Raw genomic sequence first — 14,855 nt, 5'->3', positions numbered from 1 at the left:
GCTGGAATTATGCGCCGACTCCAAGGCACTTTCGCCCTGAAGTCGAGATGATTTGCCCTCCTGTGCCCCCTGATCCGCTTTTACGGATTAGAATATACCGCCCAAAAGTATTGCCTTCCTGGCGGGGTTGCGTTTGACTTGGTGGTGTTATCATAGATGATGCATATCCGATTCTCTTTTACAGTCCGCATTTGGCGCACGAATGTCGATTGATTGCACTTGCAACGAAAGGTATGCCGAGAAAGACGAGGGGCAGGAGGCCGTACGGCCAGGTTTGATAAAGGTACCGGCCGTTGAGGATCGACTTCCTGGTTTGCCGCGTGAAAGTTGGCTTGGCCGTGCGGCAAGCTGTCGAACCGTTCGGCATCCTGTCGAGGCATTCGACCGTTTTGTTGACCGGCTAGTACGAAGGCGATAGAATCCGAACGTGAATAGGTAGGAATTTTGTCCATTTTTTGCGTGTGCCGTCGAGCCGAGACCGAGCCGAGACGACGTGCCGGCGTGGATCGGTTTGCGAAGGTGAAGGAACTTCGGAGCGGCAAGTGGCTCGAGGGCAACGTGCGGGGGCGTGATGCGACTGGTTTGGCAACGAGACGGCCTCCGAATCGAGACTCCGGCGAAAGTCAACCTGCATTTCGAATTGATTCGGCGACGCGAAGACGGGTTCCACGACGTGGAAACATTGGTGTGTCCCGTCGCCTTGTACGATACGCTGGTTTTCGAGAGCGGACCGGCAGGTGAAGTAAGTTTGGCCTGTCGTTGGGACTATCCGACGCGTGTCGTTCGGCGGGCAAGATTTCCCGAGATTCCCAATGACGAACGAAACCTCGTAATTCGGGCGGCTGAACGGTTGCGTTCCGAATACGGGGTACCCTACGGCGCACGCATTACGTTGATCAAGCGGATTCCCGCAGGGGCCGGATTGGGTGGCGGCTCCAGCGATGCCGCGGCCGCGTTGGTCGGATTGGCCTCGCTGTGGCGGTTGCCGTTGGAGTCCGACCGACTTCGGCGCTTGGGGGCATCGTTGGGAAGCGATGTTCCGCTGTTCCTGGTACGCGGAGCGAGTTTCGGCCGGGGACGTGGAGAGTTGGTGACGCCCGTTTCGGGACTTCCGCCGATGTGGTTCGTGATTGCCCGACCGGGTTTTTCAGTGGCCACCGCAGAAGTGTACCGGAATGTGAGCGTACCAAGCGATCCTGTGGTCGGGAATCCTTGGTCGGTGACACTGAGAAGAGGCAGTGTGGATGCGATCGGGCGGTTGTTCATCAATCGCTTGGAAGAAGGCGCCTGTCGTGTCGAGCCCCGAATGGACGAATTCCTCCGGCGGCTTCGACGCGTGCCGGGGCCGCTCTGGCGGATGACCGGCAGCGGATCCTGTTGCTACGCGTTGTGCGGCAACCGCCGACAAGCGCGGGCGACAGCGCGGCGGGCGGCCGCCCTTCCGGGCGTATGTTGGACCACCGTAGTCCCGGGAAGCTCCTAGGACTCCAAACGGAAGGAGGACGGCCGTGCAGATCACCGAGGTTCGCATCAAGCTTATGGACGAGCCGGGGGAACGGCTGAAGGCATTTTGTTCGATCACGTTCGACGATTGCTTCGTCATTCGCGATCTGAAAATCATCGAAGGGGCAAACGGTCCGTTCGTCGCCATGCCTAGCCGTAAGTTGACGGCGCGCTGTCCCAAATGCCGCACGAAAAATCATCTCCGTGCGCGGTATTGTAATCAGTGCGGAACCCACTTGAAGGAGCCGCACATTGCCAAGGACGAAGACGGACGCCCGAAGCTGTACGCCGATGTGGCTCACCCGATCAATCCCGAGTGCCGTGAGGCCATTCAGCGGGAAGTGATCGCAGCGTACGAGGAAGAATTGGAACGGGCGAAACAACCGGGGTACGTCTCGCGGTACGAAGATTACGACCTCGACGTTGTTTCTCCGTCGCAGAGCCGTCAGACGACGGCACATGTCGAACCGCCGGAGACGCCCGCGGGACCGCACAAGCCGCCGACCGACAACGTGCCGCACCGTGCTACCGAAGCCGACATCAAGCAAGATCGGCGGACCTGAGCAAAGACGGATCGTCACGCGGTTGCTGGTTCAGGCGAAGTAGGCGATCGCATTCTCGAACAGCCTTGCGCCACATGCGGCGTAATCGGCGTCGCCGCGCGTCCATCGCGGGTGATGCGTCCGGACGATATGACGTTCCGGATGCGGCATCAATCCCAGCACCCGCCCGCTTGCATCGCACATTCCCGCCACGTTGCCGATGGAACCGTTCGGGTTGTGAGGGAACGGCAACACGTCGGATTCATCTGTTCCGGTGGGCGTATCGTAACGAAGCACGAGCCTGCCGTCTTCGGCCAATCGGCGGAATACGGCTTCTCCGGCCGGTACGAACTTTCCCTCGGCGTGTGCGATGGGAAGATACAACCGCTCTATTCCGCGCAAGAAAACGCACTTGTCTCCTTCCACGCGAAGATATACCCAGCGGTCTTCGTAACGGCCCGAATCGTTCCACGTGAGGGTCGCTTCGGCCGTGCCGTCTTCGGCCGGAGGCAGAAGAATGCCCGACTTGAGCAGTACCTGAAAGCCATTGCAAATCCCCAGCACCAACGTATTGCGTTCGAGGAAATCACCGAAGGCGCCGGCCAAGTGGTGTCGAATCTGGACGGCCAGGATCTTGCCTGCAGCCACGTCGTCACCGTAGCTGAATCCACCGGGAACGCACGCGATTTGATACGCATCCAGCAGCGACGGATTTTCCAGCAGGCGGTTGATGTGGACGCGGTCGGCCTTGCCGCCGGCCTTTTCGAACGCGAAGGCGGTTTCTTCGTCGCAGTTCGTGCCCGGTGCTCGCAAAACCAGAACGCGGGGTGTGGCCATGGTGAATACTCGTAACCTTCTTTTTGAGTTCGTAGGTCTTGAAACCGGCTGTCCGCCTCACCAGTCGAGCGGCCCTTGCCAGGCAGCCTTCAGGTCGTCGATTTCGGCTCGGATCAGCGCCGCATCGCCTCGACGGACGACCAGACTCGTTCCATCGGAGACGACGCCTATTCGTGCGAACGGGATTCCAGCGAGCGCCTGTTCGAACGCGTCGGTTCGACTTGCATCGACCTCGACCAGAAACCGGCTGTTCGATTCCGAAAACAGAATTGCCGCCGAGGCCTCGGTTTCGTCGTCGCGTGGGACGGGTTCAATGTCGATTTCCGCACCGCATCCGCCCGAAAAAGCCATCTCTGCGAGGCTCACGGCGAGACCGCCTTCACTCAGATCATGGCAGGCTCGCACATAGCCGCTTTCGATCGCCCGATGGAGTGCGGCGAACAACGGCTTGGCAAGCTCGGGATCGACCGTCGGCGCGTCGCCGCCGGTAAGCTTGCGGACCTTGGCGAAATGTGAGCCCCCCATCTCGTTTCGCGTGAGTCCGACGATGTAGACGGGATTGCCCGGCGACTTGAAATCCATCGTGACGGCTTTTTCGACATCTTCGAGTTGGCCCATGGCACTGATGAGCAGCGACGGTGGAATCGCAATGGGCTCGCCGCTTTCGGGCCGGAATTCGTTGTTGAGGCTGTCTTTTCCGCTGATGAACGGGGTTTCGTAGGCCACGGCCAAATCACGGCAGGCCAGGGCCGCCCGCACCAACGATCCAAGCGTTTCCGGTCGGTCGGTATTACCCCAACAAAAGTTGTCGAGGATCGCAATGCGTCGCGGATCGGCCCCCACGGCTACGCAGTTGCGGATTGCCTCGTCGATAGCCGAGGCCGCCATCCGGTATGTGTCGAAGTCTCCGTAACAGGGATTCATTCCGCAAGCGATCGCCAGTCCGCGATTCGAGTCGATGCGCGGACGAACGACGGCGGCATCGCTCGGTCCGTCGCACGCGACGCCCACCAGCGGTTTGACGACGCTGCCGCCTTGCACCTCGTGATCGTACTGGCGAATGATCCAATGCTTGCTGCACACGTTGAGCGAACCGAGAACGCCCTTCAAGTCGGCGGTAAAGTCTTCGTCGGCAGGGAGCGTCAAAGAAACCGGTTGCGGCGGAGCGTATTCGGCCCGACGCACCACGGGCGGACGACCGTCGTGCAGGAAACGCATGTCAAGATCGGCAACCTGGTGTTCTCCGTACTTGAGGACGAGCCTGCCGGTCGGTACGAAACGACCGATGACGGTGGCTTCGACGTCCTCCGAGTCGCACAGAGCCTTCAGTTCCGGCCACTTGTCTTCGGGGACGGCGAGGACCATCCGTTCCTGGGCCTCCGAGATCCAGATTTCGGTGTACGAAAGCCCTTCGTACTTCAGCGGTACATTTTCGAGCTGAACTTCGGCACCGATCTTTTCCCCCATTTCACCGACCGCCGATGAGAAACCGCCGGCCCCGCAGTCGGTGACGGCATGATACAGTCCGCGATCGCGGGCGACCATCAGCACGTCCAACAGCATCTTTTCGACGATGGCATTCCCGATCTGGACCGCGCCGCCGGAAACCGTTTCACTCTCACTGGTCAGCTCGGCCGAACTGAAAGTCGCGCCGTGGATGCCGTCGCGGCCGGTGCGTCCGCCCAAGGCGACGATCAAGTCGCCCGGCTGCGGATTCTTTTCCGACTTGTCGCGAGGAATGATGCCCACGTTGCCGCAATACACCAGCGGATTTCCTAAATACCGTTCGTCGAAAAAGACGGCTCCGTTGATCGTGGGAATCCCCATGCGGTTGCCGTAGTCCCGCACACCGGCGACGACCCCCTTGATGACGCGTCGCGGATGCAGCACGCCCGGCGGCAGGGAATCGCCGGGGACATCCGGCGGTGCGAAGCAAAAGACGTCGGTATTGCAGATCGGTTTTGCGCCCAGCCCCGTTCCCATCGGGTCGCGAATGACGCCGCCGATGCCCGTATTCGCCCCACCGTAAGGTTCCAATGCCGAGGGGTGATTGTGCGTTTCGACTTTGAAGACGACGTTATACTCGTCGTCGAACCGTACGATTCCGGCATTGTCGCGGAAAACGCTCACACACCAATCGTCGGCACCGAGACGCTCCCGGATCGTCCGGGTGGCGGCGAAGATCGTCTCCTTCAGCATGTTTTCGAACCGGATCACGCCTTCCGGTCCGTGGTATTCGATGCGTCCGGCAAGCGTCTTGTGGCTGCAATGCTCACTCCACGTTTGCGCGATCGTTTCGAGTTCGACGTCGGTCGGATCCCGCCCGAGTTCGCGATAGTAGTTGCGGATCGTCTGCATTTCGGTCAGTGAAAGATACAACTGACCTTCGATGCTCAGCTTTTTCAGTGCTTCGTCGTCGAGTTCACGGATGGGAACCGTCTGAAGTGCGAAGCGGTACGGCCGACCGATTTCGAGGTGGTCGAGCTCGAGCGGACCGACGACCGTTTGTTCGATCGCGTCGTTGGCCAGCAGCTTGGCCGAGAGGATCGCTAAACGTTCGTCGTCGAGCCCGGCGACCCAATACTTTTTGAAGGTCCGAACGGCCTCGACTCGCAAGCCGAAGTCGGCGATCGCCTTTTTGGCGCTTTCGGCGACCGGGTCCATCACGCCGGGCTTGGGAAGGACATGAACGGCCCGCATTTCCGGTTGCGGCGGCCTCCGTAACGACTCGTCGCCCACCGGCGCGGTAATCGTGCGTTCAACAACCAAATCGGCGAGTAATTCTCGCGTCAAACGATCGACGTCGTCGGCCGAGAGGTCTCCTTGCAAAAGGTACCCGCGACCGGCGGTCAGCTCGAGATGGTCGGCAATTCCCAGGTCATGCGCATCACCGGCGAGCTGCTGCGCGACCACGTCGGGAAACCCCGGCGCGGCAAAGATGTCAACTTCCCAAAGCATCGCGGATTTTCTTGCCTTGTTCTAGAATGCGTTCCAGTGCCTGTGCGTCGCCCGCGGCAATCGCTTGCTCCATCGCGGCGATTACCTGTTTCCAACGAGCGACGGCTTCGAGAACGAATTGTCGATTGTCGGAGAAGATCTGGACCCACAACCCGGGATCGCCGGCCGCCAAGCGTGTCGTATCGGCCAATCCTGTTCCGCTGATGCGCAGGACTTCTTCGGGCATCGCGGCCGCGAGGGTGGTGGCGGCAAAATGGGGGAGATGGCTCGTCAGGGCGACGGCACGGTCGTGATCTTCAGGCGTCATTTTCATGACGACCGAGCCCAGCGACGACCAGAATTCCGACAACGTATCGTAGTCTTCTGCCCGCGTGTTCGCAGTCGGGGTGACGATGCAAATCTTCCCTTCGAAGAGGTCGGCCTGGGCGTGCGTGGGGCCGCGTTTTTCACTCCCCGCCAACGGGTGGGAGCCCAGAAAGCGGCACGTGTTGGGCAACGAACCGTCGAGTGCTTCGACGATTGAGCGTTTCGTGCTTCCGGCGTCGGTGATGAGCGTTCCGGGACGGCAGGCTTCGGCGGCTTGGCGAACATGGTCGATGATCATGTTGACCGGTGTGCACACGACGACCAGATCGGCCTCGGCAACGCCCTTGGCCAGTTCGATCGTGGTATTCGTAACCGCCCCGACGCGGCGTGCCGCCCGCAACGAAACCTGACGGCGTCCAATCCCGATCACCCGCTCGGCCAGCTTGCGCTTTTGCAGCGCCAGCCCGATCGAGCCGCCGATCAAACCTACCCCGACGATCGCCACCGTGTTCCAACGCGCCATATTCCCGGTCTCCGCAAGCAGAAGTCGAGCTTGCCATTGTAGCAAATTCCCCCCGCTTTTGAATTGACCCGGAAATCCGGTCAAATGGAGAGGCTGGGCAAGGAGAAGGATGCGGGTTGGTCTTTGTCACGCGCCGCCGACGGTAACGTAGTCGAAGGACGGCCCGGCTCGCAGCGGCGCTGTGGGTGAAATGTCCGGCGGGCAAGGTTGAACTCGTGACGAACCCCCGGGCAAAATTCATGTGGGCCGGCGTTAACGGATCTTGGCAGCGAGGATATCGGATGTCTTTGGGGAAGCTTCCCGAGTCGCGGTATTTTCCACCGGCGGAAGATGCCGATATGGACGGTATCGTCTGCATCGGGGGGGAGTTGTCGCCCGATTGGCTCATCGACGCGTACGTGCACGGGATCTTTCCGTGGCCGTTCGACGAGAATTTTCCGATTCCGTGGTGTTCACCCGATCCACGCGGCATCATTCCGTTGGACGGGTATCATTTCTCCCGTAGTCTGTGTCGCTTGTTGCGGAAGCGGCACTTTGAAGTCACGTGCGACCGGGCTTTTCGTCGCGTGCTGCGGCATTGCGCCGATGCGCACGGCGGAAGGGACCACACGTGGCTTACCGATGCGATGATCGATGCCTACGACGAACTGCATCACATAGGCTTCGCGCACAGTGTCGAGGCGTGGTTCGAGGGCAAACTCGTCGGCGGCGTGTACGGGGTGGCGATCGGCGGACTGTTCGCCGCCGAGTCGATGTTCTATCTGCTGCCGAACGCGTCGAAAGTCGCCCTCGCGCACCTGCTCATTCACGTGCGCCGACGCGGTTACCGCCTATTCGATATCCAGATGGTCACACCACACACGCGGACGTTCGGGGGAATCGAGATTTCGCGGTCGGAATATTTGCAGCGTCTCGCATTCGCCCTGGAGGTGGATATCGACTTCGGGCGTTGCCTCGAATGGTCCGAGGAAGACTTCCGGACGGCCCGCGGGCGGTAATCAAGCCCCTCGGTGTGATGGTGTGTCGCGTTTGCTTTCAGGGGGAGTCGCTTCTATAAATTAGCTGGTGTCGCATTCGACCGAGCGAAACGATTTCGCGGCACCGATTTACCCTTGTTTCCCGTCCAAGATGAAACGCATGGCGGCCCCTGCCGCAGCCGTCGAACGCGTCGCGCCGTCGGCGTTTGCCGTCGGCCCTACCTGGCAATGAAGGGATCGAACGCATGACCCGCCGAGTCTTTTGGTCGCGCTTGTGGGCTGCATTGTTTGCCGTGATGGTGGTTTCGACCGCCGTGTGGGCCTGTGACACCCCGGTGTATCGCTACGCGATGTATCGATGGTATCCCGACCCGTATCCGGTGCTCTACTTTTACGAAAACGAGCCCGACGAGGCCGACAAGGCGGTCAATGAAAAACTGAACACGATCGGCACGCCCGGTCCCGACGGTGCGAACTTGTACTTTCAAGCCCTGAACTTGGCCGAGGAATCGATCGACCAGTTCAGTGAGGACCTCCAGAAAGAGATCGAAGCCCATCGCGGAAAACCGTTCCACGTGATTTTGAATCCGTGGGGCGAGCCGATGTACACCGGCAGGCTTCAAGAGGCGGACGTCGATGCCCTGGTCGATTCGCCGATGCGGAGGAAGCTTGCGAGTTTGCTCGACGAAGGCAACGGGGTGGTGTTGTTGGTCGTTCACGGGAAGGACGCGACCGCCAACGAGTCCGCCGAAAAGGTGGTTCGTGACGCCATCGAGCAGATGACGGCCATGCAAGATCAGATGAACCGTGAGTACGCCGAATATCAACGAAAGATTCGCGAAGAATACGCCAAGGCGGCCAAGGAGCAAGAGGGAGAACAGGACGGCGACGACGCGGCCGACGAGGGCGAATCGAAAGCATCGTCCGCGGATGAGGCAGGTTCCTCTGATGAATCGACGGCAAACGAGACGGAAGAGGCCGCAAGCGAGGAGGAAGACACGTATCCGGATTCGGCCTATCTGCCGACCGATTTGGCCGTGTTGCCGCTGAAGGCGACCGTCGTTTCGCTCGATCCCGATGACAAGAACGAAACCTGGCTGTTGCGGATGCTCTCGCATTTGCGAAATCCCGAGTCCGATCCCGACGCTCCCGCCGTGTACGCGGTATTCGGACGGGGCCGGACGTTGCCTGCCTTGGTCGGTGACGAGATCAATCCCGACAACATGCTGGCCGTCCTCGATTTCTTGGCCGGTGCATGTTCGTGCACCGTCAAGGCGCAGAACCCGGGATGCGAGTTGGTATTCCGGTGGAACTGGGACGAGACGGCGGAAAAAATCGCTGCGACGGACCCGTCGCTGATGGCCGATCCGTATGAATACTCTCCTGACTTGGGCATGATCCCGCAGCTTTCCGAGCCGCTGTCGCCCGAAGATACGGCAGCCGGCACCGATTCGGATACGGGAGACGTTACCGAACAAACCGGCGAGACGGTCGAAGCGACCACGGTGGCGGTGACATCGGCCGACGTCGCAGCCGAGGCGGAGGTCGACGGGACGGCCGGGCAGGTCCCAACCGGCGGAGATGTCGAGGGATTGGCGATCTCGGGGGCCGGAACGACCGGTGCGGCGACCGTTCCGATCGATCCGGCAGAAACGCCTGCCGGTCGACAGCAAATCATCATGCGGTACGGGATGATTCTGGGCGTGGTCGTCTTGATCGTCATCGGAGGCAGCATCTTTTCGCTGGTCGTGGGAGGCCGACGACGCCATGATTGATCTTGAGCACGTTTCCAAACGCTATACGACACCGCACGGTGTAGTTGAAGCCTTGCGCGACGTGACGTTGCATGTCGAGGCCGGCGAATTTGCCGCCGTGCGCGGCCCCAGCGGCTGCGGAAAATCGACCATGTTGCTGCTGATCGGCGGATTGGCCCGGCCCAGCAGCGGCAAGATCGTCGTCGACGGTCGCGATTTGGGGAAGCTGTCGACGGCAGAGCGGGCGGCCTTTCGCGCGAAGACGATCGGGTTCGTCTTTCAGACGTTTCATTTGCTGCCCTACCTGAATGTCGTGCAAAACGTCGTCGTGGCGGCCGATCACGAACATCGCGCCGACGCCGTCCGGCGCGCTGTCGAAATGCTCGAGCGTTTCGGTTTGGCCGATCGCATGACGCATCGCCCCGCCGAGTTGAGCGCCGGAGAATGCCAACGGGTGGCGATCGCGCGGGCGCTGATCAATAGCCCGAAACTATTGCTGGCCGACGAACCGACCGGCAACCTCGACCGTGAGAGCGCTCAAGCGGTGTTGGAGTTGTTGCGAGACTTCAACCGGCAAGGCGGGACGGTCTTCTTGGTGACGCACGACGATTACGCCGCCGGATTCGCGTCGCGAACCGTGCAACTCGCAAAAGGCGAGTTGGTCGATCCGGCGGCACGCGAGCCGGTTTCTGCATGAGATCATCTATCCGGCGTCTTCGGCAGAAAACGTGGTCCGGGGTATCGCATCTGCGGTAATTCGGTGTAGTCGCTGTCGTTCTTGCTCACCCTTTTGGGTATTGCCGACAGTATTCGTAAAGGGCCATGATCGTGGCGCTGGCGGCGTTGTGGGCGTAGGGCCTTCCGTAGACCGGGATTTCGACGACCGCGTCGAGCATCGTGAGGATATCGTCGTCGATGCCCGTGCGTTCGTTGCCGATGATCAGCGCGCATCGCCTTGGGAAGGAAAAGTCGAACAGGCATTGCGAATGGGTCGTTTGTTCCAAACCGATCAGAGGAAAGCCTTCTTCCCGCAGTTTTTCGAGCACCGGTTTTTGGGAGCGGCGAAATTCGAAAACGAGTTCTTCACCGGTATCGCGGGCAATCTCGGGTAAGATTTTTGCATTGCCGCAGCAAATCATCCGGCGTATGCCGCAACAGCCCGCCGCACGAGCGATTCGCGACAGATTCACGTTGCTGCGCATGGGTGGACAAACGAGTACCAATTCGCGAGGACGTTCCAAAGCGACCGGCGGTTTGTGACGTTGCTGAACGAAACGCGGCATCGTGCTCAGGCTTACGTTTGAAGTTGCGGTTGGGTTTTCGTGTCGGCTTGTTGTCGCAGGCGGTCGATTCCGACTACGATAGAAATCTTCCATCATCGTAGCCCGATCGGCTTGCTTCGGGCAGGTCGGTCACCTCCATGAATCCCATTGTCGTCGATCGCACACGCCGCGGCATCATGTTGATCACTTGGCGCAGCATCGTTCTTTACGCCATCGGAGGCCTGGTGATTGCCGGGCTCGTGTGGGCGTTCAGTTTCAATACGATCGAGCGCGCCGACTTCACGTTTTGCAACGGAGCGGAGATCAAGACCGTCGATCCGGCAATCGTGACCGGGCAGCCCGAAGGGCGAGTCATTTGGGCGATTTTCGAGGGATTGTGTTCTTGGGATCCGAAAACACTCCAGCCTGTGCCCGGTGTCGCCGAACGCTGGGAAGTGTCGGAAGACGGCTTGGAGTATACGTTCTACTTGCGGGACAACGCCCGCTGGACCGACGGAACGCCCGTCGTCGCCGATGATTTTTACTATAGCTTTCGGCGGATGTTGCATCCGGAAACGGCGAGTGAATACGCCTACGAGCTTTGGTACATCGAGGGAGCCGAACGGTACACCACCGGTCGCGTCGAGCCGGGCGACTCGGTCGAAGTCGAATTACTCGAGAAACCGAAAGATGCTTTGCCTTTCGCTCGCGGCAGGATCGTCTGCGGGCGACTCGTCGAGGTGGAATCCGAGGGCGATAACACCGAGCCGGTGTACGTCGTCGAGATCGACGGGAAGAAACGCCGTTTCCAAAAACCGGCAGCGGGTGCCGAGACGCCTTCGGATCCCGCTGCCGAAAACTATGCCTGGATTCTGTACGATTTTCGGCAGGTGGGAATTCAGGTGACGGGCCCGCGGGAAATTCGCTTTCGCTTGAACCATCCCGTGCCCTACTTCGTGAACCTGTTGGGGTTTTACCCCATGTCGCCGGTCAATCGGCGGTGCGTGGAAACCTACGGGTATCCGGCGTGGACGAAGCCCGAACACATCGTGACCAACGGTCCGTTCATGCTGAAGGAGCGTCGCATCCGAGACCGCATCCGCCTGGTCAAGAACCCGTTGTATTGGGATGCCGAAAACGTGCATCTGGAAACGATCGACGTGTTGGCCGTCGAATCGGCGATTACGGGATTGAATCTGTTTTTGACCGGCGATGCCGATTGGATCACGACCGTACCGAATGAGCTGGTGCGTGACTTGATGGAGTCGCACCCCGAGAGTTTTCATCGGGCGCCGTACATGGTCGTCGAGTACTACCTGCTCAACTGCGAGCGTCCGCCGCTGGATGATCCCGAGGTTCGTCGTGCGTTGGGGCAGGCACTGAACAAGCAGGAGATTGTCGACCGGTTACTCAAGACGGGCCAGCAACCGGCGTACAGCCTGGTTCCTCCGGGGATCGGACAGTATATCGACTACACGCCGCCGGAATGCTTGCCGTACGATCCGGTTGCTGCACGGCGACGTTTGGAGGCGACCGATTTCCGCGAAGTTCTCGGTAAGCGGCGGCTCGAATTGTTGTACAACACGCTCGAATCGCACCAGGCGATTGCCGAGTTGATCCAAGCCCAATGGAAACGATCGCTCAACGTCGACGTCCGGCTTCAAAACCAGGATTGGGCCAGGTACCTGGCCAGCCGTCGCGAAGGCGCGTTCGACATCGCCAGAGCGGGCTGGATCGCCGACTATCTCGACCCGAACACCTTCTTGGAGATGTTCACCACCGGTAATCCGAACAATCACAGCCGATGGTCGAATCCCGAGTACGATCGCTTGATCGCCGAGGCCCAGCAAGAAAGCGACGTAACGCTGCGCCTGGAAAAATACGAACAAGCCGAAGCGATTTTGATGGACGAAATGCCCATCATCCCGATCTTTTTCGGCGTGACGCGAAATATGGTCCGTCCCGAGGTTCGCGGGTTCTACGACAACATGCTCGACGTGCATCCGCTGAAGTACATCGAGATCGAGAAGGACCCTTGAACCGAAGAGATTTCCTTGGGATGTTGCCGAAACGTGATTGAATGAACGAGCAATGATTGCCGCTTTTTTGGCCAAACGATTCTTGTGGATGATGCTGACGTTGTGGATCGTTTTCACCGTCAGTTTCTTCCTGATGCGCGCCGTTCCCGGCGGTCCGTTGGATCGCGAGCGGCAACTCGATCCGCAGATTGAAAAGAACCTCGCGGCGCGATACCACCTGGACGAACCACTTTACCGGCAGTATCTCCGCGAGCTGGGAAACGTCTGTCGGTTCGACCTGGGATACAGTTATCGCATGGCCGACTTCACGGTGAACGAGGTCATCGCTCAGGGCCTGCCGATTTCGGCGTCGTTGGGCATCGTCGCCTTGGCGTTCGCGATGGGGTTGGGGATTTCGGCCGGCGTCGTGTCGGCGGTGTGGCGAAACAGTGCAGTCGACCGCGTGTTGATGGCGCATGCGACTTTGGGCATCGCTCTACCGAATTTCGTGATCGCCGGTATCGTGATCATTTTTCTAGTGTTCATCTGGCCGTTGTTTCCCGCGGCCGGTTGGGGGTCGGCGCGGCATCTGTTGCTGCCCGCCTTTTGCCTGGGGGGACCGTATGCCGCGTACATCGCGCGTTTGACGCGAACGGGAATGCTCGACGTCTTGTCGCAAGATTTCATCCGCACGGCTTACGCCAAGGGGCTCTCGCCGGGGGCGGTGGTGATGCGTCATGCGTTGCGGGCGGCGCTGGTGCCGGTGGTGTCCTTCTTGGGGCCGGCCGTGGCCGGGATCCTGACCGGCTCGCCGGTCGTCGAGCAAATCTTTGCGATTCCCGGTTTGGGCGTCCATTTCGTGCAGGCGGCCATCCAGCGAGATTACACCTTGTCGATGGGGCTGGTATTGTTGTTTACGGTGTTGTTGTACGCGGCGAATGCGTTTGTCGACTTTGCGTACCTGGTGCTCGATCCACGCGTGCAACTCGATTGACGTGCCGGGAGTCTCGACAGCCTTTTGGCGAAGAACTCGAACGATCCATGACCACCACGGTTGAGCCGACTCGAACGACGGAAAGCGATCAGCGCAAGCCCTCCCGCTCGCTGTGGGGCGATGCATGGTACCGCCTGCGCAAGAACCGCATGGCGATGGTTTCGTTGTGGACGTTGGCGGCAATGGGCCTGTTGGCGGTGCTCACGCCGTTGCTGCCGCTGGCACCGCCGCGGCGGGTCGACATGGAACGAGCCTTCGCGCCGCCGCGTGTGTCGCCTTTGTTCGAGAAATCGTTTCCCTTGCCCGGTGCCGAGTCGCCGGCCGCGGCTTCGGAAGATGAAATCGTCGTCGACCCGATCGCGGAGGGGTTCGGCCGGCTCGATCCGGTCAGCGGGTTGCTGCTTTCGATTCGGCTGCGGTTGTTTGGCGCGTGGTCGCTCGGTCCCGTGTGCGGTACCGACAAGCTGGGGCGAGACGTGCTCTCGCGGGTCATGTGGGGCGGACGCATCTCGATTGCCGTGGGGATCGTCGCTACATTGGTCTCGCTGGTGATCGGCGTGACCTATGGGGCGATCTCGGGCTTCGTGGGCGGCTGGGTCGACAACCTGATGATGCGGCTGGTCGATATCTTGTACTCGATCCCGTTCATCTTCGTGGTCATTTTTCTGATCACGATTCTCAGTGCGGAACCGATCAAGAACACCTTGGAGGCCGAATACGGTATCAACCGGGTGGTCGTCTTCTTTTTCGTCGTCGGGGCAATCTATTGGTTGACGATGGCCCGCGTCGTGCGAGGGCAGGTGATCGTCCTCAAGAACGAACTGTTCGTCGAGGCGGCCCGGGCGATCGGGGCGGGCACGCCGCGGATCATCTTCCGCCACATCGTGCCGAACTTGATGAGTGTGGTGATCGTCTATCTGACGTTGACCATTCCGCGGGTGATGCTGTTCGAGGCGTTCCTCTCTTTCTTGGGATTGGGCGTCGAGCCGCCCGACGTGTCGTGGGGATTGCTGGCGAACGAGGGTTTGCAGGCCATCACGCCCGTGCGCATCTACTGGTGGCTGGTGGCCTTTCCCAGCTTGGCCTTGGCGGTGACCCTGTTCGCCCTGAATTTCCTCGGTGACGGACTGCGCGATGCCTTGGATCCGCGTTTGAAAAACCTTTAGGTTCGGTCCGACGCG

Annotated in this window: 12 protein-coding genes; 8 read left to right on the top strand and 4 right to left on the bottom strand. The window is 60.2% G+C overall.

The genetic code is table 11. The features are described 5' to 3' along the window. The first annotated feature begins 571 nt into the window (after nucleotides 1-571). Entirely contained in the window at nucleotides 572-1,483 is a 912-nt protein-coding gene (gene ispE / locus ACYQ2I_RS14445) for a 4-(cytidine 5'-diphospho)-2-C-methyl-D-erythritol kinase (RefSeq protein WP_460168420.1), read from the top strand. A gap of 25 nt (nucleotides 1,484-1,508) precedes the next feature. Beyond that, a complete protein-coding gene (locus ACYQ2I_RS14440; protein WP_460167728.1) occupies nucleotides 1,509-2,066 on the top strand; it encodes a SpoVG family protein in 558 nt (185 codons plus the stop codon). Nucleotides 2,067-2,096: 30 nt separating this feature from the next. Here ACYQ2I_RS14440 and purQ read toward each other — a convergent pair whose 3' ends face one another. From purQ to ACYQ2I_RS14425, 3 genes are read right to left on the bottom strand one after another with little or no spacing between them, the layout of a single operon-like run. Next, nucleotides 2,097-2,882 carry a phosphoribosylformylglycinamidine synthase I gene (gene purQ, locus ACYQ2I_RS14435; protein ID WP_460167727.1) on the bottom strand — a complete coding sequence of 262 codons (786 nt, stop codon included), beginning with the start codon at nucleotides 2,880-2,882 and terminating at the stop codon, nucleotides 2,097-2,099. Between the two features lie 57 nt (nucleotides 2,883-2,939). Further along, entirely contained in the window at nucleotides 2,940-5,840 is a 2,901-nt protein-coding gene (gene purL, locus ACYQ2I_RS14430) for a phosphoribosylformylglycinamidine synthase subunit PurL (RefSeq protein ID WP_460167726.1), read from the bottom strand. Further along, the gene (locus ACYQ2I_RS14425; RefSeq protein WP_460167725.1) at nucleotides 5,824-6,669 is read right to left on the bottom strand and encodes a prephenate dehydrogenase; all 846 of its coding nucleotides are present in this window, start codon (nucleotides 6,667-6,669) and stop codon (nucleotides 5,824-5,826) included. Before ACYQ2I_RS14425 ends, purL begins: the two co-directional genes overlap by 17 nt. Before the next feature lie 281 nt (nucleotides 6,670-6,950). Between ACYQ2I_RS14425 and aat the strand changes: the two genes are divergently transcribed. The 3 genes from aat to ACYQ2I_RS14410 all read left to right on the top strand — a co-directional run bounded on the left by aat (nucleotide 6,951) and on the right by ACYQ2I_RS14410 (nucleotide 10,097). Next, complete coding sequence (gene aat, locus ACYQ2I_RS14420; RefSeq protein WP_460167724.1) at nucleotides 6,951-7,667, top strand: leucyl/phenylalanyl-tRNA--protein transferase; 717 nt, start codon at nucleotides 6,951-6,953, stop codon at nucleotides 7,665-7,667. A gap of 224 nt (nucleotides 7,668-7,891) precedes the next feature. Continuing rightward, the gene (locus ACYQ2I_RS14415; RefSeq protein WP_460167723.1) at nucleotides 7,892-9,421 is read left to right on the top strand and encodes a hypothetical protein; all 1,530 of its coding nucleotides are present in this window, start codon (nucleotides 7,892-7,894) and stop codon (nucleotides 9,419-9,421) included. After that, nucleotides 9,414-10,097, top strand: coding sequence for an ABC transporter ATP-binding protein (locus tag ACYQ2I_RS14410; RefSeq protein WP_460167722.1), 684 nt, complete (start codon nucleotides 9,414-9,416; stop codon nucleotides 10,095-10,097). The genes ACYQ2I_RS14415 and ACYQ2I_RS14410 overlap by 8 nt, the downstream gene beginning before the upstream one ends. 85 nt (nucleotides 10,098-10,182) lie before the next feature. Here ACYQ2I_RS14410 and ACYQ2I_RS14405 read toward each other — a convergent pair whose 3' ends face one another. Then, nucleotides 10,183-10,683 carry a TrmH family RNA methyltransferase gene (locus tag ACYQ2I_RS14405; RefSeq protein WP_460167721.1) on the bottom strand — a complete coding sequence of 167 codons (501 nt, stop codon included), beginning with the start codon at nucleotides 10,681-10,683 and terminating at the stop codon, nucleotides 10,183-10,185. Between the two features lie 137 nt (nucleotides 10,684-10,820). On the opposite strand from ACYQ2I_RS14405, the gene ACYQ2I_RS14400 reads away from it, so the two are divergent. Genes ACYQ2I_RS14400 through ACYQ2I_RS14390 form a run of 3 tightly spaced genes read left to right on the top strand, consistent with a single transcriptional unit; the run spans nucleotide 10,821 to nucleotide 14,840 of the window. Continuing rightward, the gene (locus tag ACYQ2I_RS14400) at nucleotides 10,821-12,701 is read left to right on the top strand and encodes a peptide ABC transporter substrate-binding protein (RefSeq protein ID WP_460167720.1); all 1,881 of its coding nucleotides are present in this window, start codon (nucleotides 10,821-10,823) and stop codon (nucleotides 12,699-12,701) included. A 52-nt stretch (nucleotides 12,702-12,753) separates the two neighbouring features. After that, nucleotides 12,754-13,674: an ABC transporter permease gene (locus ACYQ2I_RS14395; protein ID WP_460167719.1), complete on the top strand. Its 921-nt coding sequence runs from the start codon at nucleotides 12,754-12,756 to the stop codon at nucleotides 13,672-13,674. Between the two features lie 47 nt (nucleotides 13,675-13,721). Then, complete coding sequence (locus ACYQ2I_RS14390; protein ID WP_460167718.1) at nucleotides 13,722-14,840, top strand: ABC transporter permease; 1,119 nt, start codon at nucleotides 13,722-13,724, stop codon at nucleotides 14,838-14,840. Nucleotides 14,841-14,855: the final 15 nt, after the last annotated feature.

It is taken from the genome of Thermostilla marina (assembly GCF_054657455.1).
This window is presented reverse-complemented; position numbering and strand designations above follow the sequence as displayed.

Coding starts and splice junctions, on each gene's coding strand:
- ispE (WP_460168420.1), top strand. CDS start 572: ATGCGACTGGTTTGGCAACGAGACGGCCTCCGAATCGAGACTCCGGCG.
- purQ (WP_460167727.1), bottom strand. CDS start 2,882: ATGGCCACACCCCGCGTTCTGGTTTTGCGAGCACCGGGCACGAACTGC.
- purL (WP_460167726.1), bottom strand. CDS start 5,840: ATGCTTTGGGAAGTTGACATCTTTGCCGCGCCGGGGTTTCCCGACGTG.
- ACYQ2I_RS14425 (WP_460167725.1), bottom strand. CDS start 6,669: ATGGCGCGTTGGAACACGGTGGCGATCGTCGGGGTAGGTTTGATCGGC.
- aat (WP_460167724.1), top strand. CDS start 6,951: ATGTCTTTGGGGAAGCTTCCCGAGTCGCGGTATTTTCCACCGGCGGAA.
- ACYQ2I_RS14415 (WP_460167723.1), top strand. CDS start 7,892: ATGACCCGCCGAGTCTTTTGGTCGCGCTTGTGGGCTGCATTGTTTGCC.
- ACYQ2I_RS14410 (WP_460167722.1), top strand. CDS start 9,414: ATGATTGATCTTGAGCACGTTTCCAAACGCTATACGACACCGCACGGT.
- ACYQ2I_RS14405 (WP_460167721.1), bottom strand. CDS start 10,683: ATGCCGCGTTTCGTTCAGCAACGTCACAAACCGCCGGTCGCTTTGGAA.
- ACYQ2I_RS14400 (WP_460167720.1), top strand. CDS start 10,821: ATGAATCCCATTGTCGTCGATCGCACACGCCGCGGCATCATGTTGATC.
- ACYQ2I_RS14395 (WP_460167719.1), top strand. CDS start 12,754: ATGATTGCCGCTTTTTTGGCCAAACGATTCTTGTGGATGATGCTGACG.
- ACYQ2I_RS14390 (WP_460167718.1), top strand. CDS start 13,722: ATGACCACCACGGTTGAGCCGACTCGAACGACGGAAAGCGATCAGCGC.